20 protein-coding genes are annotated in these 22,946 nt (G+C 66.1%); 16 read left to right on the top strand and 4 right to left on the bottom strand.

The features are described 5' to 3' along the window. Window positions 1–75 precede the first annotated feature (75 nt). The 6 genes from PSEMAI1_RS0117695 (at window position 76) to PSEMAI1_RS0117670 (ending at window position 9,089) form a co-directional block, all read left to right on the top strand. Window positions 76–777 carry an HlyD family efflux transporter periplasmic adaptor subunit gene (locus PSEMAI1_RS0117695; protein WP_024304149.1) on the top strand — a complete coding sequence of 234 codons (702 nt, stop codon included), beginning with the start codon at window positions 76–78 and terminating at the stop codon, window positions 775–777. A 5-nt stretch (window positions 778–782) separates the two neighbouring features. Then, entirely contained in the window at window positions 783–2,906 is a 2,124-nt protein-coding gene (locus PSEMAI1_RS0117690; RefSeq protein ID WP_156943165.1) for a peptidase domain-containing ABC transporter, read from the top strand. 614 nt (window positions 2,907–3,520) lie between these two features. Next, on the top strand, window positions 3,521–4,423 hold the full coding sequence (locus PSEMAI1_RS0117685) for an Abi family protein (protein ID WP_024304147.1): 903 nt from the start codon (window positions 3,521–3,523) through the stop codon (window positions 4,421–4,423). Between the two features lie 124 nt (window positions 4,424–4,547). Then, window positions 4,548–6,095: a polyphosphate:AMP phosphotransferase gene (gene pap / locus PSEMAI1_RS0117680; RefSeq protein WP_024304146.1), complete on the top strand. Its 1,548-nt coding sequence runs from the start codon at window positions 4,548–4,550 to the stop codon at window positions 6,093–6,095. A gap of 213 nt (window positions 6,096–6,308) precedes the next feature. Next, window positions 6,309–8,006, top strand: a complete 1,698-nt coding sequence (gene recD, locus PSEMAI1_RS0117675) for an exodeoxyribonuclease V subunit alpha (RefSeq protein ID WP_024304145.1) — start codon at window positions 6,309–6,311, stop codon at window positions 8,004–8,006. A gap of 225 nt (window positions 8,007–8,231) precedes the next feature. Then, entirely contained in the window at window positions 8,232–9,089 is an 858-nt protein-coding gene (locus PSEMAI1_RS0117670; RefSeq protein ID WP_024304144.1) for a DUF4743 domain-containing protein, read from the top strand. A 97-nt stretch (window positions 9,090–9,186) separates the two neighbouring features. On the opposite strand, the gene PSEMAI1_RS22430 is transcribed toward PSEMAI1_RS0117670, so the two are convergent. After that, a complete protein-coding gene (locus PSEMAI1_RS22430; RefSeq protein ID WP_029770812.1) occupies window positions 9,187–10,689 on the bottom strand; it encodes a sensor histidine kinase in 1,503 nt (500 codons plus the stop codon). Then, window positions 10,670–11,353, bottom strand: a complete 684-nt coding sequence (locus PSEMAI1_RS0117660; RefSeq protein ID WP_024304142.1) for a response regulator — start codon at window positions 11,351–11,353, stop codon at window positions 10,670–10,672. Before PSEMAI1_RS0117660 ends, PSEMAI1_RS22430 begins: the two co-directional genes overlap by 20 nt. Window positions 11,354–11,558: 205 nt before the next feature. Here PSEMAI1_RS0117660 and PSEMAI1_RS0117655 point away from each other — a divergent pair, with 205 nt between their 5' ends. The 4 genes from PSEMAI1_RS0117655 to PSEMAI1_RS0117640 all read left to right on the top strand — a co-directional run bounded on the left by PSEMAI1_RS0117655 (window position 11,559) and on the right by PSEMAI1_RS0117640 (window position 15,806). Continuing rightward, window positions 11,559–12,542, top strand: a complete 984-nt coding sequence (locus PSEMAI1_RS0117655) for a tripartite tricarboxylate transporter substrate binding protein (protein ID WP_024304141.1) — start codon at window positions 11,559–11,561, stop codon at window positions 12,540–12,542. 207 nt (window positions 12,543–12,749) lie between these two features. Then, the gene (locus tag PSEMAI1_RS0117650) at window positions 12,750–13,181 is read left to right on the top strand and encodes a tripartite tricarboxylate transporter TctB family protein (protein ID WP_024304140.1); all 432 of its coding nucleotides are present in this window, start codon (window positions 12,750–12,752) and stop codon (window positions 13,179–13,181) included. 12 nt (window positions 13,182–13,193) lie between these two features. After that, window positions 13,194–14,714, top strand: coding sequence for a tripartite tricarboxylate transporter permease (locus tag PSEMAI1_RS0117645; protein WP_024304139.1), 1,521 nt, complete (start codon window positions 13,194–13,196; stop codon window positions 14,712–14,714). Between the two features lie 63 nt (window positions 14,715–14,777). After that, window positions 14,778–15,806 (top strand): AbrB family transcriptional regulator, encoded by a 1,029-nt coding sequence (locus PSEMAI1_RS0117640; protein WP_029770810.1) that lies wholly within the window; start codon window positions 14,778–14,780, stop codon window positions 15,804–15,806. A gap of 272 nt (window positions 15,807–16,078) precedes the next feature. Here PSEMAI1_RS0117640 and PSEMAI1_RS22075 read toward each other — a convergent pair whose 3' ends face one another. Then, window positions 16,079–16,321, bottom strand: coding sequence for a hypothetical protein (locus PSEMAI1_RS22075; protein WP_198019637.1), 243 nt, complete (start codon window positions 16,319–16,321; stop codon window positions 16,079–16,081). Between PSEMAI1_RS22075 and PSEMAI1_RS0117630 the strand changes: the two genes are divergently transcribed. Both PSEMAI1_RS0117630 and PSEMAI1_RS0117625 read left to right on the top strand, forming a co-directional pair. Beyond that, on the top strand, window positions 16,320–19,199 hold the full coding sequence (locus PSEMAI1_RS0117630) for an EAL domain-containing protein (RefSeq protein ID WP_024304137.1): 2,880 nt from the start codon (window positions 16,320–16,322) through the stop codon (window positions 19,197–19,199). The two genes, PSEMAI1_RS22075 and PSEMAI1_RS0117630, sit on opposite strands and share 2 nt — an antisense overlap. Next, the gene (locus PSEMAI1_RS0117625; RefSeq protein ID WP_024304136.1) at window positions 19,196–20,020 is read left to right on the top strand and encodes a TenA family transcriptional regulator; all 825 of its coding nucleotides are present in this window, start codon (window positions 19,196–19,198) and stop codon (window positions 20,018–20,020) included. The genes PSEMAI1_RS0117630 and PSEMAI1_RS0117625 overlap by 4 nt, the downstream gene beginning before the upstream one ends. 153 nt (window positions 20,021–20,173) lie before the next feature. On the opposite strand, the gene PSEMAI1_RS21010 is transcribed toward PSEMAI1_RS0117625, so the two are convergent. Next, entirely contained in the window at window positions 20,174–20,866 is a 693-nt protein-coding gene (locus tag PSEMAI1_RS21010) for a 4'-phosphopantetheinyl transferase superfamily protein (protein WP_024304135.1), read from the bottom strand. Window positions 20,867–20,977: 111 nt separating this feature from the next. Between PSEMAI1_RS21010 and PSEMAI1_RS21005 the strand changes: the two genes are divergently transcribed. The 4 genes from PSEMAI1_RS21005 to PSEMAI1_RS0117595 are packed head-to-tail and all read left to right on the top strand — an operon-like array spanning window position 20,978 to window position 22,946. Further along, window positions 20,978–21,658, top strand: coding sequence for a beta-ketoacyl synthase chain length factor (locus tag PSEMAI1_RS21005; protein WP_024304134.1), 681 nt, complete (start codon window positions 20,978–20,980; stop codon window positions 21,656–21,658). Next, window positions 21,651–22,478, top strand: a complete 828-nt coding sequence (locus tag PSEMAI1_RS0117605) for a 1-acyl-sn-glycerol-3-phosphate acyltransferase (RefSeq protein ID WP_024304133.1) — start codon at window positions 21,651–21,653, stop codon at window positions 22,476–22,478. The genes PSEMAI1_RS21005 and PSEMAI1_RS0117605 overlap by 8 nt, the downstream gene beginning before the upstream one ends. Next, entirely contained in the window at window positions 22,429–22,695 is a 267-nt protein-coding gene (locus PSEMAI1_RS0117600; RefSeq protein ID WP_024304132.1) for a phosphopantetheine-binding protein, read from the top strand. The genes PSEMAI1_RS0117605 and PSEMAI1_RS0117600 overlap by 50 nt, the downstream gene beginning before the upstream one ends. Further along, entirely contained in the window at window positions 22,692–22,946 is a 255-nt protein-coding gene (locus PSEMAI1_RS0117595) for an acyl carrier protein (protein WP_232219944.1), read from the top strand. The genes PSEMAI1_RS0117600 and PSEMAI1_RS0117595 overlap by 4 nt, the downstream gene beginning before the upstream one ends.

Here is a 22,946-nt window from a genome sequence, read left to right as displayed (position 1 = left end):
GGAACTGTCCGCGGGAATCAGGCTACCCCACAACGCCTGCAACTGGCGCATCAGACACGGCAGCGCTTCGAGGTCTTGGCCTCTTCCGGCTTTGTGTCCCCCATCCAGTTGCAGCAAAAAGACGAAGAACGGCTGGATGTGGAGCGCAACCTGAGTGCTATTTCCCGGTCGCTGACAGCACTTGAGCGCGACAAGGAGGCATTGGCGGCGGAGTTGCGGGCCTTGCCGTTGCGGCGGGATACGCAGGAAACCGAACTGCGCCGCAATGCGACGGCCCTGAAGCAGGATCTGGCGGAAAGCGAGGCCTTGCGGGAGTTGCGCATTACCGCGCCTGAGGATGGCGTAATCACGGCGGTTTCGGCCCACGCCGGGGCCAACGTTGGACCTCAACAGCCGTTGGCGATGCTGGTGCCCAAGCGTACCGAAATGGAAGTCCATCTCTATGCCCCGAGCAAGGCCATCGGCTTTGTCCGGCCGGGCGCCAGGGTCAAGCTGCGTTACGAAGCCTTTCCCTATCAGAAATTCGGCCATGCGGACGGCGCCGTAATCGCCGTTTCCCACACCGCCTTGCTACCCAACGAGATTGCCGGCATGGCCGACGTCAAAGAACCGCTTTACCGGATACGCGTCAGGCTGGCCAAGCCGTACGTTCTGGCCTACGGCAAGCAAACGCCTGTGGTGCCTTCCATGCGGGTGGAGGGCGACATCATGCTGGAAACCCGCAAGCTGTATGAATGGGTGTTCGAGCCGTTGTACAGCGTGACCGGCAAATGGTAGGGGCGATGGATATTCACACCTTGTTCGGGCCGCGCAAGCTGCCGGTGATGCTGCAAACCGAAGCGGCCGAATGCGGCTTGGCATCGGTGGCGATGGTGGCGGCATTCCATGGCTATCAAAGCGACTTGCTGACGCTGCGCCAGCGTTTCTCCACCTCGCTCAAGGGGATGACGCTGGCGGACATGGTGCGCATCGCCGATAGTCTGGGCCTCTCGAGCCGGGCGCTCCGCCTGGAACTGGACGAGATGGGTCAGCTCAAGCTGCCTTGCATCCTGCACTGGAATCTGAACCACTTCGTGGTGCTGGCCAAGGTAGAGAAAGGCGGCATCGTCATCCATGACCCTGCGACAGGGCGGCGCCATGTCAAATGGGAGGAGGTCTCCCGCTCCTTTACCGGTATCGCGCTGGAGCTGAACCCAACGGCACAATTCCGGAAAGCGGAGGTCAAGCAACAGGTGCCGTTGCGTAGTCTGCTCTCTGGTCTGTCCGGCTTGCGCCATACCGTATTGCAAGTCTTCCTGCTGGCATTGGTGCTGGAACTCCTGGCAATCGTTTCTCCCTTATTTACCCAGTGGATGGTCGACGGCGTGTTGCTCAGTGCTGACCGGGACATGCTCAAGGTACTGGTTGCAGGTTCGCTGCTGGTAGTGATATCGCAGGTTGCCGTCTCGGCCCTCCGTTCTTGGGCGGTACTGAATTTGAGCACCGCCATGGGGCTGCAATGGATGAACCGGGTTTTCAGTCATTTGCTGCGTTTGCCCGTCGCGTATTTCGAGAAGCGTTTCATCGGTGATGTCGCTTCGCGTTTTCAGGGCGTGGCCACCATTCAGCAGACGCTGACCAGCTATTTCATCGAAGCGATCCTGGATGGCTTGCTGGCGGTAGGAACCTTGGTGCTGATGCTGATCTACAGCCCGGTGTTGACGCTGATCGCCATAGCTGGGCTGGGGGTTTACGGTCTGCTGCGCTGGGCGTGGTATGGCTATCTGAAAGAAATCACCGAGAAACAGCTTGTCATCGGCGCCCGCCAGGAGAGCCACTTCCTGGAAACGCTGCGGGGCATTCAGGCGATCACGCTGTTCCAGCGGCAGGGGGAGCGGCGCTCGGCGTGGCTCAACCTGCTGGTTGAACAAACGAATACCGCCGTTCAGGCGGAAAAAGTCGGCATTGCCTATCGCATAAGCAATACCTTGTTGGTGGGGCTGGAACAAGCTGCCGTGCTCTGGTTCGGCGCTTCGCTCGTGCTCGACAACGTGTTCTCGGTGGGGATGTATATGGCGTTTGCCTCCTACAGCGCCCAGTTCTCCAGCCGCATGGTCAGCCTGATCGACAAGGCGGTCTCGCTGAAGATGCTGCGGCTGCAGACCGAACGGTTGGCGGACATTGTCCTGACCGAGCCGGAGCCCTTGCCCAGTCTGGTGGTGGCCTTGCCCACGGAGCCCTCCATCGAGTTTCGCAATGTGTCGTTCCGCTATGCCGAGAACGAGGCATGGGTGTGCCGTCATTTGAACTTCCGGGTCGAACCGGGCGAGTCCGTGGCCTTGGTCGGCCCCAGCGGTTGTGGCAAGACGACGATACTCAAGCTGATTCTGGGGATTTTCACGCCGGAGGAGGGGGACATCCTGATTGGCGGGGTGCCGGCGAAACAGCTCGGGCCCCATGGCATCCGCGAACTGTGTGCCTGCGTCATGCAGGACGATCATTTGTTTGCGGGCTCGCTGGCGGACAACATCGCTTTCTTCGATCCCAAGCCGGACAGGCAGCGTATAGAAGCCTGCGCCAGGCTGGCAGCCATCCACGATGCCATCAGCGCCATGCCGATGGGCTACCAGACCCTGGCTGGCGATATGGGAACCACGTTGTCTGGTGGGCAAAAACAGCGGGTGCTGCTGGCGCGCGCCTTGTATAAGGCACCCTCCATCCTGCTGCTGGACGAGGCGACCAGTCATTTGGATACCGGTCTGGAGAGACAAGTCAACGATGCCGTATCGACGCTGAGCCTGACGCGACTTATCGTGGCGCATCGTCCGGAAACGATCGCCTCGGCCGACCGGGTGGTGCGTATCGGCAACGCTTCCGGACCTGGAGAGGATGAGCCAGTGGCGCGCGCGGCTCATGCCGTGCAATAAAGGCGGCGGCGCGATACCTGCCAGCCCGAGAAGCCGCGCCGCCCTGTTTTCAAATCCCTCCAATCCTCCGACAATTCCAATGTGATGGAAAATACAGCACGTTGTCGTATAGCTTGGTGGTGCCGAAATCGGCATCTTGGTGCGCCGGGCTGGTATGGATCTGACAGTAGCCTCTCTGGTTAGCGTGTTCCATCGTTTGATGCATCAGGACGTCTAACAAGTTATTGTTTGTCCGCTTCAATCATGTTTCTCAATCTGGACCGATAGCATGAAGGCCGAGTGAATTCGCAGAAAAATAAGGGGACATAGAACCAAGCAATGAATATCGCAGCCCCCCATCAGTTGGCCGGTGCCATCTGGCAGATTTGTACCCTGCTATGTGGCCCCTGCCGGCGTAACAAGGGAAGCCGCCGGGTGATTCCGGCCCCAGCGGTACTGTGGGGCTTCGGCTCCGCGCAATCCAATGAAGAAGCCGGGCACCTTACCCAGGCATCGGGTTGCTCGGTTAGGCGCATAGCGCGTATACTTCTACATAACAAAACCCGCCAAGGCTATGCGCGCGAGCGTATCCTCAAACCGGCGGGTTACTCATTTTTGGGGTACTCATCGTGGTGATGAAGCGCCCCTTCAGCAAGCCGGCGACGACCCACACCCAGCAGGTGGCGCTGCTCCAGCAACGCGGAATGATCATCGATGACCCCGCGTCTGCCGAGTTTTACCTGCAGCACCTCAACTACTATCGGCTCGGTGCCTATTGGCTGCCTTTCGAGTCGGATCATTCGACGCATGCCTTCCGCCCCGGCACCTCCTTTGGCGAGGTGCTGAACCTCTACGTGTTTGATCGCGAGTTGCGTCTGCTGGTGCTCGACGCCATTGAGCGCATTGAGGTGTCGGTACGCAGCCAATGGGCCTACCAATTGGCTCACCAGCACGGCCCGCACGCGCACCTGGACTCGGCGTTAGCCTACAAGCCGTTCCTCTGGCGAACCAACCTGGATAAATTGACCGAGGAGGTGAATCGTTCCGACGAGACCTTCATCAAGCACTTGAAGGCTGCCTACGTCGAGGCCCTGCCTCCGGTGTGGGCGGTGTGCGAGGTGATGTCGCTGGGCTTGCTCTCGCGCTGGTACAACAATCTCAAACCCATGCCCATCCGCCGCGCCATTGCAGCGGCCTATGGGGTGGACGAGAAGGTGCTCGAATCCTGGCTGCGCCACCTCTCGCTGGTGCGTAACACCTGTGCCCACCACAGCCGTCTGTGGAACCGCGAATTTACTATCACGCCGCTGCTGCCGCGCAGCAAGCCGGCAGGTTTGGCGGTGCAATGTCGGGCAGGCTCGCGCAAGCTCTACAACACCCTTGTCATTCTGCTGCATTGCATGGACGTTATTGCTCCACGGCACCATTGGCGTGGCCGGCTGAAAGAGTTGATCGCGCTCCACACCATTCCGGTCGTTGCGATGGACTTCCCCTCCGGCTGGGAGCAGATGGCTATTTGGCAAGAGAAGATGGTATGAGAGGTGCCGAGAACAAGAAAGGTAGACCGGCCAGTTCATCTGCCATTTCATTCTTCCCGATGAAAGCATCCGGCAAATAGTGTCCCCTTAAATCTGAAAACAGCTTCTCCAAGGAACACACCCCATGTTCGAATCGGCGGAAATCGGCCACAGCATCGACAAGGACAGCTACAAGGCGGCGCTGCCGGCCCTGCGCGAGGCGCTGCTCGACGTGCAGTACGACCTGCAGGAGAAGGGCGACTTCCCGGTGCTGCTGCTGATCCACGGCATCGACGGCGCCGGGCGCGGCGAGGCGCTCAACCTGCTCAACGAGTGGCTCGACCCGCGCCTGATCGAAACAGTGGCCTTCGACCAGCCCAACGACGAGGCGCGCGCGCGGCCGTGGATGTGGCGCTACTGGCGCGAGCTGCCGAAGAAGGGGCGGCTCGGCATCTTCTTCGGCTCCTACTACTCGGACGCCATGTTCGACCATGTCGACGAGCGCATCAGCAAGGACCATTTCGACCGCCAGCTGTCCGAGATCGTGCGCTTCGAGCGCATGCTCGCCAACGATGGCGCGCTGATCCTCAAGTTCTGGTTCCATCTGACGCGCGAGCAGCAGAAGAAGCGGCTGAAGGCGCTGGAGAAGGACCCGGCCACGCGCTGGCGCGTGAGCCCGAGCGACTGGCCACACTACGAGCAGTACGGCGCCATCCGGAAGAGCGCCGAGCACATGATCCGCCTCACCAACACCGCCTACGCCCCGTGGGTGACGATCGACGGACTCGACGCCAACTACCGCAACCTGACCGTCGGCCAGGTGTTGCTCTCCGCCCTGCGCCAGCGTCTGGAGCGCGACCATCCCTTCCTCGCGCGCAGCGACAGCGCACCCATCGTGCCGCCGCTCGACAACAAGCTGTTGCTGGAGACGCTGCAGCTCGACCAGGAGCTGGCCAAGGACGACTACCTGATCGAACTGGAACGGCTGCAGGGCCGGCTCAACCTGCTGACGCGCCACCCGCGTTTCGCCCAGCATTCGCTGGTGCTGGTGTTCGAGGGTAACGACGCCGCCGGCAAGGGCGGCAGCATCCGCCGCATCACCCAGGCGCTCGACGCGCGCCGCTACCGCGTGGTGCCGGTGGCCGCGCCCACCGAGGAGGAACGCGCCCAGCCGTGGCTGTGGCGTTTCTGGCGCCACGTGCCGGGCAAGGGCGGCACCGCCATCTTCGACCGCAGCTGGTACGGCCGCGTGCTGGTGGAGCGGGTCGAGGGCTTCGCCGCCGAGCCGGACTGGATGCGCGCCTACTACGAGATCAACGACTTCGAGCACCAGCTGGCCGAGAACGGCGCCATCGTGCTCAAGTTCTGGCTCGCCATCAGCCAGGACGAGCAGCTCAAGCGCTTCCAGGCGCGCGAGGAGACCGGCTTCAAGCGCTTCAAGATCACCGACGAGGACTGGCGCAACCGCGAGCGCTGGGACGACTACAAGCGCGCGGTGTGCGACATGATCGACCGCACCAGCACCAGCCAGGCGCCGTGGACGCTGGTGGAGGCCAACAACAAGTATTTCGCCCGGCTGAAGATTCTGCGCACCGTGTGTGACGCGCTGGAAGCGCGGCTGGAAAACGGCAAGGCGGCCAAGAACGGCGGCAAGAATGGCGATGGCAAGAACGACAAACCCGATCTGGACTGAGAGCAGGTGAATAAATCTGCTGCGCGGTCCCTGATCGGGGCTCATGTGCTGCTCTGTGCGTGCGAATCTCTCGCTGAGCCAAGCGAAGATTGGCGTGCAGAGATTCGCTCAGCCATGATCCTCATGTACTGTGTGTACATTCCGGTTTCTGTGCTGCTCTTCACCCCGCTGAGGGCCGCTCTCGACGATTTCTTTCACCCGCTCCGATAGCCAATGATCCTGACCGACAACCCGCTCGCCGCCCAGCTGCGGCCGCTGTTCGCCCGGCTCGACCCAGCCGCCGGCGCCGAGCTGGCCACGCTGGTCGAGCAGCTCGCCGCTGCCAACCAGGCCGGCCATGTCTGCCTGCCGCTCGGCGCGCGCGCCGCACGGCTGCCGGCTTCGCCGTTGCTCGGCCATCCCGGCGACTACGCGCCGCTGATCCTCGACAGAGCCGGGCGGCTTTATTTCGCGCGCCACTGGCACGACGAGAAGCGGCTTGCCGACCGCCTGAGTTCAATGGCAGGAGAGCGCAGCGAGGTCGACGCGGACCGCGTTTCCAAGGTGCTGGCACGGCTGTTTCCTGCCGCCGACCCGGCGCGGCCGGACCGCCAGAAGCTGGCTGCCGCCTTGGCCTTGCGCCAGCGCTTGCTGGTGATCTCCGGCGGCCCCGGCACCGGCAAGACCACCACCGTGGTGCGCCTCTTGGCGGCCTTGGCCGAGCTGTCGCCGCGTCCGCTGGCTATGGCGATGGCGGCGCCCACCGGCAAGGCGGCGGCACGGCTGACCGAATCGGTGCAGGGGGCAAGCGAGCAGTTGGCGCTCGACGCCGCGGTACGGCGCCAGCTGCCGGCCGGCGCGCAGACGCTGCACCGCCTGCTCGGCCTGCGCCCCGGCCTGACCACGCAGCGCCACCACGCCGGCCACCCCTTGCCGCTCGACGTGTTGGTGGTGGACGAGGCGTCGATGATCGACCTCGCGCTGATGGCCAAGACGCTCGATGCGCTGCCGCCGCATGCCCGGCTGATCTTGCTGGGCGACCGCGACCAGCTGGCCTCGGTCGACCCTGGCGCGGTGCTGGGCGAGTTGTGCCAGACGGTCAGCTACCGGCTGGAGACGCTGGCCTGGCTGGCTCAAGTCTGCGGCGCGCTGCCGGAGGGCCTCGCCACCGCGCCGCACGCGCTGGCCGACAGCGTGGTGCTGCTGACGCACAGCCACCGTTTCGCCGCCGACAGCGGCATCGGCGCGCTGGCGCGCGCGGTCAACGCCGGTGATGCGCCGCAGGCGCTCGCCGTGCTCGACGACGACGCCTACCCCGACGTCGGCTGGCAGCCCGGCGATCTCGCCGAAGGGCTGTGGCAGGCGCGCCAGGACTACTTCGCTGCGGTCGCCGCCGGTGCCGAACCGGACGCGTTGCAGCGCGAGTTCGGCCGCTTCATGGTGCTGGCCGCCGAGCGGCGCCAGGTCGAGGCCTGCAACCGTGCCATCGAGGCGCGGCTGGAGGCGGCCGGGCGCAAGTCGCCGGAGCGCGACAATTACCCCGGCCGGCCGCTGATGATCACCGAGAACGACTACGGCATCGGCCTGTTCAACGGCGACATCGGCTTCGCGGTGCAGCGCGCCGACGGCCTGCGCGTGGCCTTTCCGACCGCCGACGGCGGCTGGCGCGACATCGCGCCGGGCCGGCTGCCGGCGCACCAGACGGTGTTCGCGATGACCGTGCACAAGAGCCAGGGCTCGGAGTTCGAGCGCGTCTGGCTGGCGTTGCCCGAGGCCGCGTCGGCCAGCCTCAATCGTGCGCTGGTCTACACCGCGATCACCCGTGCGCGCCGCGCCTTTGCGGTGCTGGGCAGTGCCGAGATCTGGACAACGGCGCTGGAGCAGGCGCCCGAGCGCGCCTCTGGCCTGGCCGAGCGGTTCGTCGGCGGCTGACTCCCCGATCCTGCGCCACTGGTTTGTCTCGGGGCGCAGGTGGAGCTCCACGTCACGGTCGACGGCTCTCGCCGTCGACGGGGGGCGAAAGCGGCTGCATTGACCCCTCCCGAGGCCGGTTTATGCCTGTTTTTTCATGCCGTTGCGGACAAAAGTCGAGCCAGCATGGTCAAAAACACGTAAGATGCCGGGCTGTTTCGTTTAAAACAGCGTCATGGAGGAGCCATGCAAGTGGAAGCCGTGCTGGACTATCTGTCCGGCGTGACCCGCTACGATCGGTCGGTCTTTACCGACCTCGTCATCGACGGCGAGGTGCTGGGCAGCGTCAACGGCGTCTGGTTCGAGCGTCTGCTCGCCAGCGAGGCCGCGCTGTTCGTCGCCGATGAGCATGCACTGTCCTGTACCCTGACCGGCGACTACGCCCACTTCAGCCGCGAGCTCGACGCCGCCGCGCGGCGCTGGCAGCAGGCCGGCTGGCTCAACGGCTGGCGTGACGAGAATTTCACCGCCTTCCGCCTCGACGGCTCCCCGTTGTTCGAACTCGAGCGCGCCGCTTTCCGTCCGCTCGGACTGACCAGCCGCGCGGTGCACCTGAACGGCTTGGTACGCACCCCCGACGGCGCGGTGCGCATGTGGATCGGCCGGCGCAGCCCGGACAAGGCGGTCGACCCCAACCGCATGGACAACCTGATGGGCGGCGGTATCGCCGCCGGCGAGTCGATCGCGCTGGCGCTGGAGCGCGAGGGCTGGGAAGAGGCCGGCATTCCGGCCGACCGGCTCGAACTGCTGCGCCCGGTGAGCCGCATCCTGGCCGAGCGTCCGGTGCAGCGCGGCCTGCACCGCGAATGGCTGCATGTGTTCGACCTGTGGCTCAATCCCACTGACATCCCCTGTAATCAGGACGGCGAGGTGGCCGAGCACGTGTTGCTCGATCTCGCCGAGGTGGAGCAACTGATCGTCGATGAGCGCTTCATGATCGACGCCGCGCTGGTGACGATCGATTGCCTCTGCCGCCTGGGCTACTGGGGCACCGAGACGCCGCGCATTGACGCGGCGCTGGCCGAACTGCGTCATCCGGTCTGATCCCGACCTTGCCGGGACGACAGGCAGGCCTGCGCGCCTGCTTTTTTGTGTCTGCGCCAGCGCCGGACGGCAGCCGATGGTTAGCTCCGTGCCTGCCTCAGCCCTGACTTGGAGGCTTCCGCCACGGAAAGCTGATCCGCACCATCAGGCCGGACAGGTGCGGGCTATCGGCGAGTTCGATGCCGGCGCGGTGGGCGCGACAGATGTCGCGCACGATGGCGAGCCCCAGCCCGCTGCCACCGGGCGCGGCGTCCGGCAGCTGGTGGAAGCGCTCGAACACGGCCTGGCGCTGCGCCGCGGGAATGCCGGGGCCGGAATCCTCCACCTCCAGCACGAGCCGGGTGCGGCGGCTGCCCGGGCGGGTTTCTTGGCGCAGCCGCACCGTCACGGTGCCGCCGGCCGGGGTGTGGCGGATGGCGTTGTCGACCAGGTTGGCCAGCAGTTCTTCCAGCAGCACCTCGTTGCCGGGCAGGACGGCGTCGAGGCCTGGCGGCTCCCGTTCGAGGCCGAGATCAATGTCCTTGCCGCGCGCCTCCTTGAGGCGCGCCACGCACACCCTTTCGGCCAACCCCGTCAGCGCCACCGGCTCGTCGCGCCGGGCGGCGCTGGCGGGGTCGCTGGCGGCATCGAGACGGGCCAGCAGCAAGAGCTGGTTGGTGAGCCGGGTGGTGTGGTCCAGGGTGCGGCGCATGTCCTGCAGGCACTCGCGCAGCAGCGCCGGGTCGTTCTCGCGCAGCGCGTGCTCGGCCTGGGTGGTGAGTACCGCCAAGGGGGTGCGCAGCTGGTGCGAGGCGTCGGCGGCGAATCGCTGCTGGCGCGCCAGCAGCTGTTCCAGGCGGCCGGTGTGCTGGTTGATCGCCGCCACCAGCGGCACGATCTCGCGGTGAACCTCGTCCAGTGGCAGCGGGCTCAGGTCGGCCGGCTCGCGTGCCGCCACCTCGCGGCTCAGGCGGCGCAGCGGGCGCAGCATGTTGACCAGTGCCAGCGCCACGAAGCCTACCGCGCTGAATACCAGCAGTCCTTGGCTCCACAGCGTCTGGCGCAGCACCATGCCGGCGATCGCCTCGCGCGCCTCCAGCGTCTCCGCCACCTGGATCTTCACCATGCCTTGCAGGCCGCCCTCGTTGACCGGCTGGAATAGCGTGGCAACGCGGATCGGCTGCTGGCGGTAGGCGGCGTCGTGGAAGTGCACCAGCGCCGGGTAGAGGTCGGAGCGCGGGGTGCCGGCCGGCATCTCGGGCAGGTCGTCGTAGCCGGACATGAACTCGCCGTTCAGGCCGGTGACGCGGTAGTACAGGCGCCCACGGTTGTCGTACTCGAAGTTGTCGAGCGCGACGTAGGGCACCGTCACGGTGACCTTGCTGTCGCGCACCTCGAGCTGGTCGGCGATGATGCGCGCTGAGGCGAGCAGGGTGCGGTCGTAGGCGATATTGGCGGCCTCGCGCCCTCTGCGGTAGTCGAGCGCGACGTTCACCGCCCACAGCACCACCAGCGGCAGCAGCAGCCACAGCAGGAACTGCCCGAGCAGGCTGCGCCGCGCCGGCAACCAGCGCGTCATGCGCATGACGCCGCCGGGCCCCTCACGCCGGGGGCGGGCCATGACGCTGTTCCAGCAGGTAGCCCAGGCCGCGCAGCGTGGTGATGGCGACGTCGCTGCCCTCCAGCTTCTTGCGCAGGCGGTGGATGTAGATCTCGATCGCCTCCGGATTGACCTCGTCGTCAAGCGAGAACACCTGGCTGAACAGGCGCTCGCGGTTGACCGGCTGGCCGGCGCGGCGCATCAGCGCCTCCAGCACCGCGTGCTCGCGGCGGGTCAGGGTGAGCCGCTCTGTGCCCAACCGGAACACCCGCTCCTTCTTGTCGAACACCAGCGCGCCGCAGCTGAGTGGTTCGTTGTCGTGGCCCTGGTGGCGGCGCAGCAACGCCTTGAGCCGCGCTTCCAGCTCCCCCAGTTCGAACGGTTTCACCAGGTAGTCGTCGGCGCCCAGCTCCAGTCCCTCCACCTTGTCGGAGAGCTCGCCGTGCGCGGTGAGAATCAGCACCGGTAGCGTCTGGTGGCGCGCCCGGAGGCGCACCAGCACCTCCTTGCCGGACAGGCGTGGCAGGTTGAGGTCGAGCACCGCGAGGTCGTAGGGTTCGGTTTGCAAGGCGGTGTCGGCGTTCAGGCCGTCATGGATGACGTCGACGACGTAGCCGGAGGCGGTAAGCGCGCGCGCCAGCCAGCGCGCGAGATCGGCCTGGTCTTCTACAAGCAGGATGCGCATGGTTTTTTTTGCGACAGTCGGATCTGTCGGGAAAGTGGGTGAAAGGTTGATGAAAGCAAGCGCGACTAGTATCGCCCCACCAAGCCGCCCAACAGGCTTGAATCTGGCTTCCGGCCGGCCTGACTCCGGACGGGAAAAGCCGTTGACAAGGGTTGCCTCGTTCCGCCCCGCTGTCAAGTCACAATTCTTAGAGGAGACTGCAACAATGACCCCTTTCGCTCATCGTATCGCCCTGCTCGGCGCTGGCGCCACCTTGGCGCTGGCTTCCTTCGGCGCCCTGGCCGAGCCGGCACGCCCCGAATGCATCGCCCCGGCCAAGCCCGGCGGCGGTTTCGACCTGACCTGCAAGCTGGCGCAGTCGGCGCTGATGGACAGCAAGGCGTTGCAGAACCCGATGCGCGTGGTGTACATGCCGGGCGGGGTGGGGGCGGTGGCCTACAACGCCATCGTGGCGCAGCGCGCCGACGACGCCAACGCCATCGTCGCCTTCTCCGGCGGCTCGCTGCTCAACCTGGCACAGGGCAAGTTCGGCAAGTACGGCGTCGACGATGTGCGCTGGCTCGCCGCCATCGGTACCGACTACGGCATGATCGCGGTGCGCGCCGACTCGCCGTACAAGACCCTGAAAGACCTGATGGCGGCGCTCAAGGCCAATCCGTCGCAGGTGGTGTTCGGTGCCGGCGGCACCGTGGGCAGCCAGGACTGGATGAAATCCGCGCTGGTGGCGAAGAAGGCCGGGGTCGACTTCAAGCAGATGCGCTACGTCGCCTTCGAAGGCGGCGGCGAGAGCTTCACCGCCTTGCTGGGTGGCCACGTGCAGGTGGTATCGGGTGACATCGGCGAAGCCGCGCCGCAATTGGAAGCGGGCAAGATCCGCGTGCTGGCGGTGCTGGCCGACAAGCGCCTGCCGGGCGACCTGGGCTCGATTCCGACCGCCAAGGAGCAGGGCTACGACATCGCCTGGCCGATCATCCGCGGCTTTTACGTCGGCCCGAAAGTGTCCGACGCCGATTACGCCTTCTGGGAAAAGTCGTTCAAGAAAGTCATGGCCACCCCGGAATTCGCCAAGCTGCGCCAAAGCCGCGACCTCTATCCGTTCAGTATGACCGGCAAGGAACTGGACGCCTACGTCAAGAAGTCGGTCAAGGACTACCAGGCACTGGCCAGCGAGTTCGGTCTGGTCAAGTAATCTCCCCTTTCGTCGTCTCTCCTTCCCGCGTCGTTCGCCCGCCTCGTGCGTCCGGAGTCGAGCCGCCCCACTCGGGCGATCCGGCTCCCGCGTCCGGCGCTGGACGAGCACGCTGGCGGCGTGCGCCGACGGAGGGCGGCTCTCACCTCATGGCGGGGGCGGCCGGCTGGCCCGCCCCGGCTTTTCTGGATTGGAAGGACCTGGACTATGAGCGATCGCATCTTTGCCGTGCTCTGGTTGCTGCTGTGCGCCGGCATGGCGACGGTGGGCTGGGGCATCAGCACCGAGTTCGCCTACGAGCCGGTCGGCCCGCGCGCTTATCCGCTGTTGATCCTGGCGCTGATGGTCGCGTGCTCGTGCTGGCTGCTGTTCAAGCCGGGCGAGGCGGTGGACTGGCCGCGCGGCGCCTTGCTCAAGAAAGTGGCGGTGATGATTGGCGTGGTGCTGGTGTACGCGCTGATCTTCGAGACGGCCGGCTTCGCCGTGGCCACTGCCTTGATGACCGTCGCCCTCGGCCGCCTGTTCGACGGCAAGTGGCTGCACTGTGCCGTCGGCGGCGTGGTGATGGGCGTGGCGCTGTTCTATTTCTTTGACCGCCTGCTGGACGTGCCGCTACCCGGCGGCGTCCTGCTGGGCTGAGGGGACAATGCTATGGATACCCTGGGATTTCTCGGCCAAGGCTTCGTCGTGGCGATGAAGCCGGGCAACCTGCTGGTGGCGCTGATCGGCTCGTTCATCGGCACCATCGTCGGCATGCTGCCGGGCCTGGGCCCGATCAACGGCGTGGCCATCCTGCTGCCGCTGGCGTTCGCGCTGAAAATGCCGCCGGAAACCGCGCTGATCCTGCTCGCCGCAGTGTACATGGGCTGCGAGTACGGTGGCCGCATCTCGTCGATCCTGCTCAACGTGCCGGGTGACGCCGGCGCCATCATGACCGCGATGGACGGCAACCCGATGGCCAAGCAGGGCAAGGCCGGCGTGGCGCTGTCGATCTCGGCCTGGAGTTCGTTCGTCGGTTCGGTGGTGGCCATCGTCGGCCTGGTGCTGTGCGCGCCGATCCTGGCGGGCTGGTCGCTGGCGTTCGGCCCGGCCGAGTACTTCGCGCTGATGATCTTCGCCATCGCCTGCCTGGGCGGCATGGTCGGCGACAAGCCGGTGAAGACCATTCTGGCGGCGCTGATCGGCCTCTTCATGGCCACGGTGGGGGTGGACGCCAACTCCGGCGTGTACCGCTTCACCTTCGACGACATCCACCTCGCCGACGGCATCCAGTTCATCGTGGTGGTGATCGGCTTCTTCTCGGTGAGCGAAATCCTGCTGATGCTGGAGCAGACCCATACCGGCGAGACGGTGATCAAGCAGACCGGGCGCATGATGTTCAACCTGCGCGAGATGGTCGAGACCTGGTGGTGCACGCTGTACTCCTCGGCTATCGGCTTCATCATCGGCGTGCTGCCGGGCGCCGGCGCCACCATCGCCAGCGCGGTGACCTACATGACCGCCAAGCGCCTGCACGACAAGGAAGGCACCTTCGGCAACGGCGACATCCGCGGCGTGGCGGCGCCGGAGGCGGCCAACAACGCTTCGGCCTGCGGCTCCTTCGTGCCGATGCTGACCCTGGGAGTGCCGGGTTCGGGCACCACCGCAGTGATGATGGGCGCGCTGACGCTGTACAACATCACCCCGGGCCCGATGCTGTTCAGCCAGCAGCCGGACATCGTGTGGGGCCTGATCGCCTCGCTGTTCGTCGGCAACATCCTGCTCTTGATCATGAACATCCCGCTGGTGGGCGTGTTCACGCGCATGCTGTCGGTGCCGCTGTTCCTCTTGGTGCCGGGCATCGCCGCGATCAGCACGGTGGGGGTGTACGCGGTGCACAGCACCACCTTCGACCTGGTGCTGATGGCCGTGCTGGGGGTGTTCGGCTACCTCTTGCGCAAGATGAACTTCCCGATGTCGGCGCTGATCCTGGGCTTCGTGCTGGGCGAGATGCTGGAGCAGAACCTGCGCCGCGCGCTGTCGATCTCCAACGGCGACCTGCACATCCTGTGGGAGAGCCCGATTTCGCTGGGTCTGTGGGTGATGGCCGTCGCCATGCTGGTGGTGCCGCCCTTGCTGCGCCTGCGTCGCCGCCGCAAGGAGGCTCGAACCGTCGCCGTTTCCACAGTGTGACTCTCTTTGCGCCACCTCTTCGGGGGTGGCGTCTTTTTTTGTCTCTGGATGAATACGGATAGAATGCGCCTCGTTTTGGCCACGCTGTTGCTGGCTTTGCTGGCCGCTGGTCTGCTGGCTGCCTTGCGCGTGCCGCTGCCGTGGCTGGTCGGCCCCTTGCTGGCGACCGCCAGCGGGCGCCTGGGCGGCGTGGCGCTGCAGGGGCCGCGCTGGGGCAGGGCGGCGGGACAGGCCGTCATCGGTACCGCGCTCGGGCTCTATTTCACCCCTCTGGTGATGCGGCCGCTGCTGGGCCTGCTGCCCTACCTGCTGTTGGCTGGGCTGTTCGCTTTCGTGCTGGCCGTGTTGGGTGGTGCGCTGCTGCAGCGGCTGAGCGGGCTGGATCGCGGTTCGGCGTTCTTCGCCTGCATGCCGGGCGGAGCGTCTGAGATGGCCAATCTGGCCGAGCACCACGGGGTGCGCGTGGACAGGGTGGCGGCGGCGCATAGCCTGCGCATGCTGCTGGTGGTCATCGTTATCCCGGCGCTGTACACGCTGAGCGGGGTGCACGGAGGCGATCTTTACCACGCCGCCGGCCGTGCCTTGCACTACCCGGGGCTGGCCCTACTCTGTGTGCTGGGCCTCGCGGCCGGCTGGGTCTGGTCGCGTCTCGGCCAACCCAATCCGTGGATGCTGGGGCCGCTGGTGGTCACGGCGCTGTTGACCGCCAACGGTATCGAGCTGTCGGCTTTGCCGCCGTGGGCCAGTCCCACCGCCCAGCTGCTGATCGGTTGCTCGCTCGGCAGCCGTTTCTCGCCGGAGTTCCTCCGCGTAGCGCCACGCTTCCTCACGGCGGTGGCCGTCACCAGCGGCGTCCTGCTGCTGGTGGCCGCCGCGTTCGGCTGGGGCTTGGCCTGGCTCTCCGGGCTGAACCCGGCCACGGCCATGCTGGGAACCACGCCCGGCGGCATCGCCGAGATGTGTCTCACCGCCAACGCGCTGCAGCTAGGGGTACCGGTGGTCACGGCGTTCCATGTCGGCCGGGTGCTGTGCGTGCTGCTGTTGACCGATCCGATCTACAGGCGTCTGTCGAGGAGGCTGGCCTGGCGTTAGGGCATGTTTACAGTAGTTTCCCACTCCACGGCGGAGCCCGTTTATTCGGCAATGCTGTTTTTTGGTCGTTTCCCAGGCCGGCAGCCGCTCCCGGTCGGGCCCGGCTGATCCTATCCGGGGCTGGGCGCTCACGGCTGCTCTCATTTCCCGCCCCTTGCTGTTTACTTCCCTTCCTTTTCACCGGCTCGCTCCTGGGTTTTTTCACGTGCCTTCCTTTCCGATTCGGTCATAACGGCGTTCCAGGCGTGGCTATGTATTTTGGCTGACAGCGGCTATATCTTCATTTGGAACGTCATGGAATTGATTTTATTTTTCTGGCATTGCCTGGGGAGGTCGGACCCGGCGAGAGTCGCCATGAGACACGCGGCGGCCGATTGCGAGGTCTTGGCCACCTGGGCCGGGCAAGAGGAGACATGGTGACGTATTGAAACAGGATCGAACTCCGTTTTGACCGTTTTGCCGTGATTGCCGCCGTCGGTACGGCTTTTCCATCCACCCACCATGGACACTGGCATGCAACCTCCCCGCGTCAGTACCAACCGCCGCCTGCTGAACTTTGCCTGGCCGTTCATCGTGGCCGTGGTGTCGTTGGTGCTGCTGGGCGGGCTGAGCCAGAACGTGCTGTCGGCGGTACGGGCTTACGTGGCCGGCGAGAGCTTGTGGTCGAAAGGGCAGAAGGATGCGGTCTATTATCTGGAGCGCTATGCCGAGACGGCGTCGGAGCAGGCTTGGCAGCAATACCTGCAAGCCATCAGCGTGCCGCTGGGCGACAGCAGGGCACGCCAGGCACTGGATCGGCCCGATCCCGACCGGGACGCCGCGGCGGAAGGCTTCCTGCAGGGGGCCAACGATCCGGACGATATCCCCGAGCTGATCTGGCTGTTCCTGCACTTTCGCCGTATCAGCTATATTGATCAGGCCATCGGCTACTGGACCGAGGGCGACCGCCTGCTGGGCCAGCTCGCCGACGTCGCCGAGCGCCTGCGCCGGGGACGGGAGAACGGCACCCTCGGCCCGGAGGAGCTGGGGCGGCTCAAGTTTGAAATCCAGGAGATCAACCGTCGGGTCACGCCGCTGGAGAAGGCGTTTTCCAACGTCCTGGCCGAAGGCGCGCGGGCGATCCAGCGCCTGCTGTTCGTCGTCAACCTGATGACGGCGGCCATCCTGATCCTGTTCGCCCTGCTGCGCACGCGCCAGCTGATCCGGCAAAGCGAGGCCTTCGAACGGGCGCTGGGCGAGAGCGAGGAGCGTCTCAACCTGGCGGTCAGCGGCAGCGACTACGGCATCTGGGACTGGAACATCGTCGACGGCAGCGTGTACTACTCGCCCCGCTTCAAGGCCATGCTGGGTCTGGCCGAGCAGGAGCTGGAAGGCACCGCAGCGGCCTTCTGGGCGCGCCTGCACCCGGATGACGAGGCGCCGACACGGCAGGCGGTCGAGCGGCATCTGGCCGGGGAGGGCGGCTACGATGTCGAGTACCGCCTGCGCACCCGCAGCGGCGAGTACCGCTGGTTCCGGGCGCGCGGCCAGGCCTTGCGCGACAAGGCCGGGCAGGCGGTGCGCATGTCGGGCTCGATCTTCGATATCACCGACCGCAAGCTGGCTGAGAGCGCGCTGCATACCGAGAAGGAGCGCGCCCAGGTCACGCTGGCGTCGATCGGCGACGCGGTGATCACCGTCGACACCGGCGGCAGGGTCGACTACCTGAATCCGGTGGCCGAGCAACTGATCGGCCACCCGCTGCCGCAGGCGCGGGGCCGGCTGCTGGACGCGTTGTGCTGCCTGTTCGAGGAGGCCTCTCCGTCCGAACGGCCCGCCCGCCTCAACCAGCTGCTGAACGAACCGGTGCCGCCCGGCGCCGGCCGCAACCTGCAGCTGGAACGGCTCGATGGTTCGCGCGTCTCGGTGTCCATGGTCAGCGCGCCGATCCACGATGGCCAGGCCAGCGTCTCGGGCAAGGTGCTGGTATTCCACGACATGACGCTGGAACGGCTGTACATCGACAACCTGTCCTGGCAAGCCTCGCACGACGCGCTGACCGGGCTCACCAACCGGCACGAGTTCGAACGACGCCTGGCGCGGACGCTGGAAGGGGCCGCCGGCCGGCATCAGCACCATGCCTTGATGTACCTGGATCTCGACCAGTTCAAGGTCGTCAACGACACCTGCGGCCACGCCGCCGGCGACGAGCTGTTGCGCCAGGTCTGCGTGCTGCTGCAACAGCAGCTGCGCGAGGAGGACACCCTGGCGCGCCTGGGCGGGGACGAATTCGGCGTGCTGCTGCTGAACTGCCCGCCGGAAGGGGCGCTGGTGGTGGCCGAGAAGCTGCGCCAGATCGTGCTCGACCTGCACTTCAGCTGGGGCGGCCAGCCGTTCTCGATCAGCGCCAGCATCGGGGTGGTGAACATCTCCGGTGTGCCGACGACGCTCCAGGAGGTCATGCGCGCCGCCGACATGGCCTGCTACATGGCCAAGGAAAAAGGCCGCAACCGGGTGCAGCTGCATTCGACGAACGATGCCGAGCTCACCACGCGCTACGGCGAGATGGAATGGGTGCACCGCCTGCGCCGCGCCATGGAAGAAGACCGCTTCTGTCTCTACGCGCAAAAAATCATTCCGGTCGCCGACGACGAACCGGCCGGGCCGCACTTCGAACTGCTGCTCAGGCTGCGCGACGAATATGGCATGCTGGTGCCCCCCAACGCCTTCATCCCAGCCGCCGAGCGCTACAACTTGATGACGACGATCGACCGCTGGGTGGTGCGCACCGTGCTTTCCACCCTGGCGGCGCGGACCCCATCGGGCAGCCGCTGGACCTGTGCGATCAACCTGTCCGGCGCCTCGCTCGGTGACGACGAGTTTCTCGACTATCTGCGCACCGAGTTGCTGGGCAGCGGCGTCGACCCCACCTGCCTCTGTTTCGAGATCACCGAAACCGTCGCCATCGCCAACCTCGCCAGCGCCACCGAGTTCATGCGCGAGCTGCGCCAGCTGGGCTGCCGTTTCTCGCTCGACGACTTCGGCGCCGGCATGTCGTCCTTCGGCTACCTCAAGCACCTCCCGGTCGACTACCTGAAGATCGACGGCAGCTTCGTCAAGGACATGGTGGGCGACCCGATCAACCACGCGATGGTCGAGGTGATCAATCACATCGGCCACGTGATGGGCAAGCACACCATCGCCGAATTCGTCGAAGACCAGGACATCCTGGACGAACTGAAAAAAATCGGTGTCGATTACGCGCAGGGTTACGGCGTGGCCAGGCCGCTGCCCTTGGTCGAGGTGATCGCTCAGGCATTCCACCCTGCCGGGCACGACGGCACGCCGCCGCTGTCGGATGCCGTCTGCCCGCAGGGCCGTCAGCAGCACAATACTTTGGGAGATCCAGCATGAGCGAAGAGTTTGTACGGGTGGGCCCGCTCAAGGAGATCGGCAGCTATCCGATCTGGGCACGGGAGTTGATGCGGTTGTGCGAGGAAAGCAAGCGCCAGGTGGTCGAGCATGAATTGTTCCGCAAGATGCGCGACGGCGAGCTCGACACCAGCACCTTGCACCATTTCCTGATTGGCGTGTGGCCGGTGATCGAGCAGTTTCCGCAATACATGGCGCTCAACCTGCTGAAGATACGCTATGGCCGCACGCGCGGACAGGACTTGGCGCGCCGTTACCTGGTGCGCAACATCCGGGTCGAGCAGAGCCATGCCGAGCATTGGGTGGAGTGGGCGCTGGCCAGCGGCGTGAAGCGGGAGGACCTGATGTTCAGCCCGGTGCCGGTGCCGATGCTGGCGCTGTGCCACTGGTGCTGGCACACCTGCGACCGCGATACCCTGGTGCTCGGCATCGCGGCCACCAACTACGCGATCGAAGGCGCCACCGGCGAATGGGCGCTCAAGGTGTGCTCGCGTGATCTCTACGAACAGAGCTTCACTCCGGCCCACCGCGCCAAGGCGATGCGGTGGCTCAAGCTGCACGCCCAGTACGACGATGCCCACCCCTGGGAAGCGCTCGAGATCATCTGCACGCTGCTCGGCAACAACCCGACCGCGCGCGACTTCGCCCACCTGCACGCCGCCATCTGCAACAGCTATCAGTACATGCGCATGACGCTCGACTACTGTCTCGACGCCAGCGTGATGCCGCCGCCGCGCGAGGCGCGCTTCGAAGGCGAGGCGCTGTTGCCGCGGCTGCAGGGGCGTTTCGCCTATCTGGGGTGAGCGCAGGCCGGTGCGGGCTACCCCCTCAATTCCGGCAGGAACAGGTAGCCCATGCCGCGCACCGTCTGGATCCACGACGGGCTGTCGCGGTGTGGCGGCAGTTTCTGGCGGATGCTGCACGACGTCTCGCACGAGCTGCCGCTGGCCTGACGGCTAGCCCTCCTGTTCCGGCGGGTGCGTAGCCGCCGCGGCGTAGCCCGCGCGCCAGTCGAGGAAGGGGAGGCCGAGCAAGCGCGGCGCTCCAGCACTGCAGTCGTACAGCCGCAGTCGGCTATGCGGAACCGATAGCGCCACGGCCAGTGTCAGCTGCCGCTCCGGCCACTCCAGGTGGCCGCCGAACGGGGCGTCGCCGCCGGCCGCCCGCACCAGGTCGAGATCTTCCGCTTGGCTGTCCCACCCCCGCCCGGCGCGCTTGCCCAGCGCTTCCTTCAGCGTCCAGGCGCGGTAAAAGCGCTGCGCCGCCGTGAGTTCCGACCGGCGTTGCAGCCAGGCCTGCTCCGGCGCGGACAGGAACAGTTCCAGCGCCGCCTCATAGTCCCGTGCCTTCCCCACTTCGAGATCGACACCCGCCGCCTCGGCGCTGCTCGCCAGCGCGGCGACCCAGCTGCCGCGATGGCTGATCGATACCGAGCGGGCGCGGCCCGTCGTGCCGAGCAGCCGCGGCGGCGAGTCGGCGCTGAGCGCGACGCCCGATGCCCCCAGCTGGCGCAGGGCCGCCAGCGCCAGGGCGCGCCCCAGCTCGTGCTGCCGCGCGCGCCGCCCGAGAGAGGCCGGAATTCCCGCCGGAACGGCGAGGTTGGCGGCAGGATCGTCCATTTTCGCCAGGAAAACGACGGATTCATGCATTTGGGTTTTCCTTGTTGGGCCCGCCGTGTCTGATCTAGAATAGCGGCTTTTCGGGATCGCCCGGCGGGCGCGGGGCGGGGCTTCTTCACGGTGCAAGAGACGATTCTACATGTGTCCGGCTGGGCCGCCTGGTCGCCGCTGGCCAGCGAGCCCGGCGAATGGCGCGCGCTGAGGTTACCGGCGGCAGTGGTCGAGGCGGTGGACTTTCCCGCCTGCCGCTTCGTCGAGGCCGGCCTGCGTCGTCGGCTGTCGCCGCTGGCGCGCATGACGTTGCATGTGGCCCGGCAGTGCGCGGCTGATCGACCGGAACTGCGCGTGGTCTTCGCTTCCCGCCACGGCGAGGTCAATCGCACCCATCTGATGCTGGAGGCGCTGGCCGGCGACGAGGAACTGTCGCCCACGCTGTTCAGCCTGTCGGTGCACAACGCCATCGCCGGCCTGCTGTCGATCATCCGCCGCGACACCGCGCCGGCCACGGCGGTGGCGGCCGGGGCGGAGAGCCTGGGCGCGGGTCTGCTGCAGGCCGCGCTGGAGCAGATGGCCTGTCCTGAACAGCCGGTGCTGTTGCTCTACGCCGACCTGCCCTTGTTGCCCTTCTACCGCGATGTCGATCCGGCGCTGCAGCAGCCGCTGGCGCTGGCTATGCTGCTGCAGGCCGGCGGCGAGCCCTGGCGGCTGAGCCGGGATAGTGGCGCGCAGGCAGACGGGGCTCAGGGCGTGGCATTGGCCCAGGCGCTGGCCGGTGCTGCCGACGAGGCCGTGCTGGCGGGCCGGAGGCTGGCGCGTGCTTAGGCTCAATTATCTGTGGCGCCTGGCGATGACCGGGCTGGCGTTTGCGCTGTTCAGCGAGGGCGGCCTGCTGCTGACCCTGCTGGTGTTTCCGTTCCTCAAGCTGGTGCCGGCCGCCGACGGCCGGCGCTGCCGGCTGGCCCGACGTGTGATCCAGCGGGCGTTTGCCGTGTTCATCGGCTTCATGTGCCGGGTCGGCATCATGACGCTGGAGGTCAAGGATGGGGAGCGGCTGCGCGCGGCCCAAGGCATGCTGGTGCTGGCCAACCATCCGACGCTGATCGATGTGGTGGCCATCATCGCGCGGATGCGCGAGGCCAACTGCGTGGTCAAGGCCGCGCTGTGGGACAGCCCGTTCCTGGGCGGCGTGGTGCGCACCACCGGCTACATCCGCAACGACGACTCGGAAACGCTGATCGCCGATTGCGCCCGCTCGCTGCAGCAGGGCGACAACCTGGTGATCTTTCCGGAAGGCACCCGCACCGTGCCCGGTGCGCCCTTGAAATTCCAGCGCGGCGCCGCGCACATCGCGCTGGCATCCGGTGCGCCGATCCTGCCGGTGGTGCTGAGCTGCACGCCGTCCACGCTGACCAAGGACAAGCGCTGGTACCAGATTCCGCCGCAGCGCTTCCACTTCACGCTGGAAGTCGGCGAACCGCTGCAGGTCGCCGCGCTGGTGCCCCCCGATACGCCGTCCTCGCTGGCCTCGCGCCGTCTGAGCGAGGCGCTGCAACACTATTTCAGCCAGGCTCTGGCAAGGAAGGAAACCGTACATGAGTACGCTGCAACACGAGATCAAGCTGCTGATCATCTCCGCGCTTGAGCTGGAAGACGTCACCCCCGACGACATCGACGCCGACGCGCCGCTGTTCGGCGAAGGGCTGGGGCTGGACTCGATCGACGCGCTGGAACTGGGCGTCGCGCTGAAGAAGAAATACCAGATCAAGCTGGAAGCCAGCGATCCGGCCACCAAGGAGCATTTCCGCTCGGTGGCCACGCTGGCGCAGTTCGTCGCACAACAACGGGAAGCACAGGCATGAGCAGCATGAATCGCGAGCAGATCCTGGAGGAACTGCGCGTCATCCTCGAAGAGACGTTCGAAATCGACCCGGCCAAGGTCACGCCTTCGGCCAATCTGTTCACCGAGCTGGAGCTCGACAGCATCGACGCCGTCGATCTGGCGATCAAGCTGCAGCAGCTCACCGGCAAGCGCATCAAGCCGGACGAATTCAAGACCGTGCGCACCGTGGACGACGTGATCAAGGCGGTGGAAGCGCTGCTCGCCGCCTGA

This window comes from Pseudogulbenkiania sp. MAI-1 (genome assembly GCF_000527175.1).
Taxonomy (GTDB): Bacteria; Pseudomonadota; Gammaproteobacteria; order Burkholderiales; family Chromobacteriaceae; genus Pseudogulbenkiania.
Note: the sequence above shows the minus strand (reverse complement) of the source record. Positions and strands in the feature narration are given on the sequence as shown.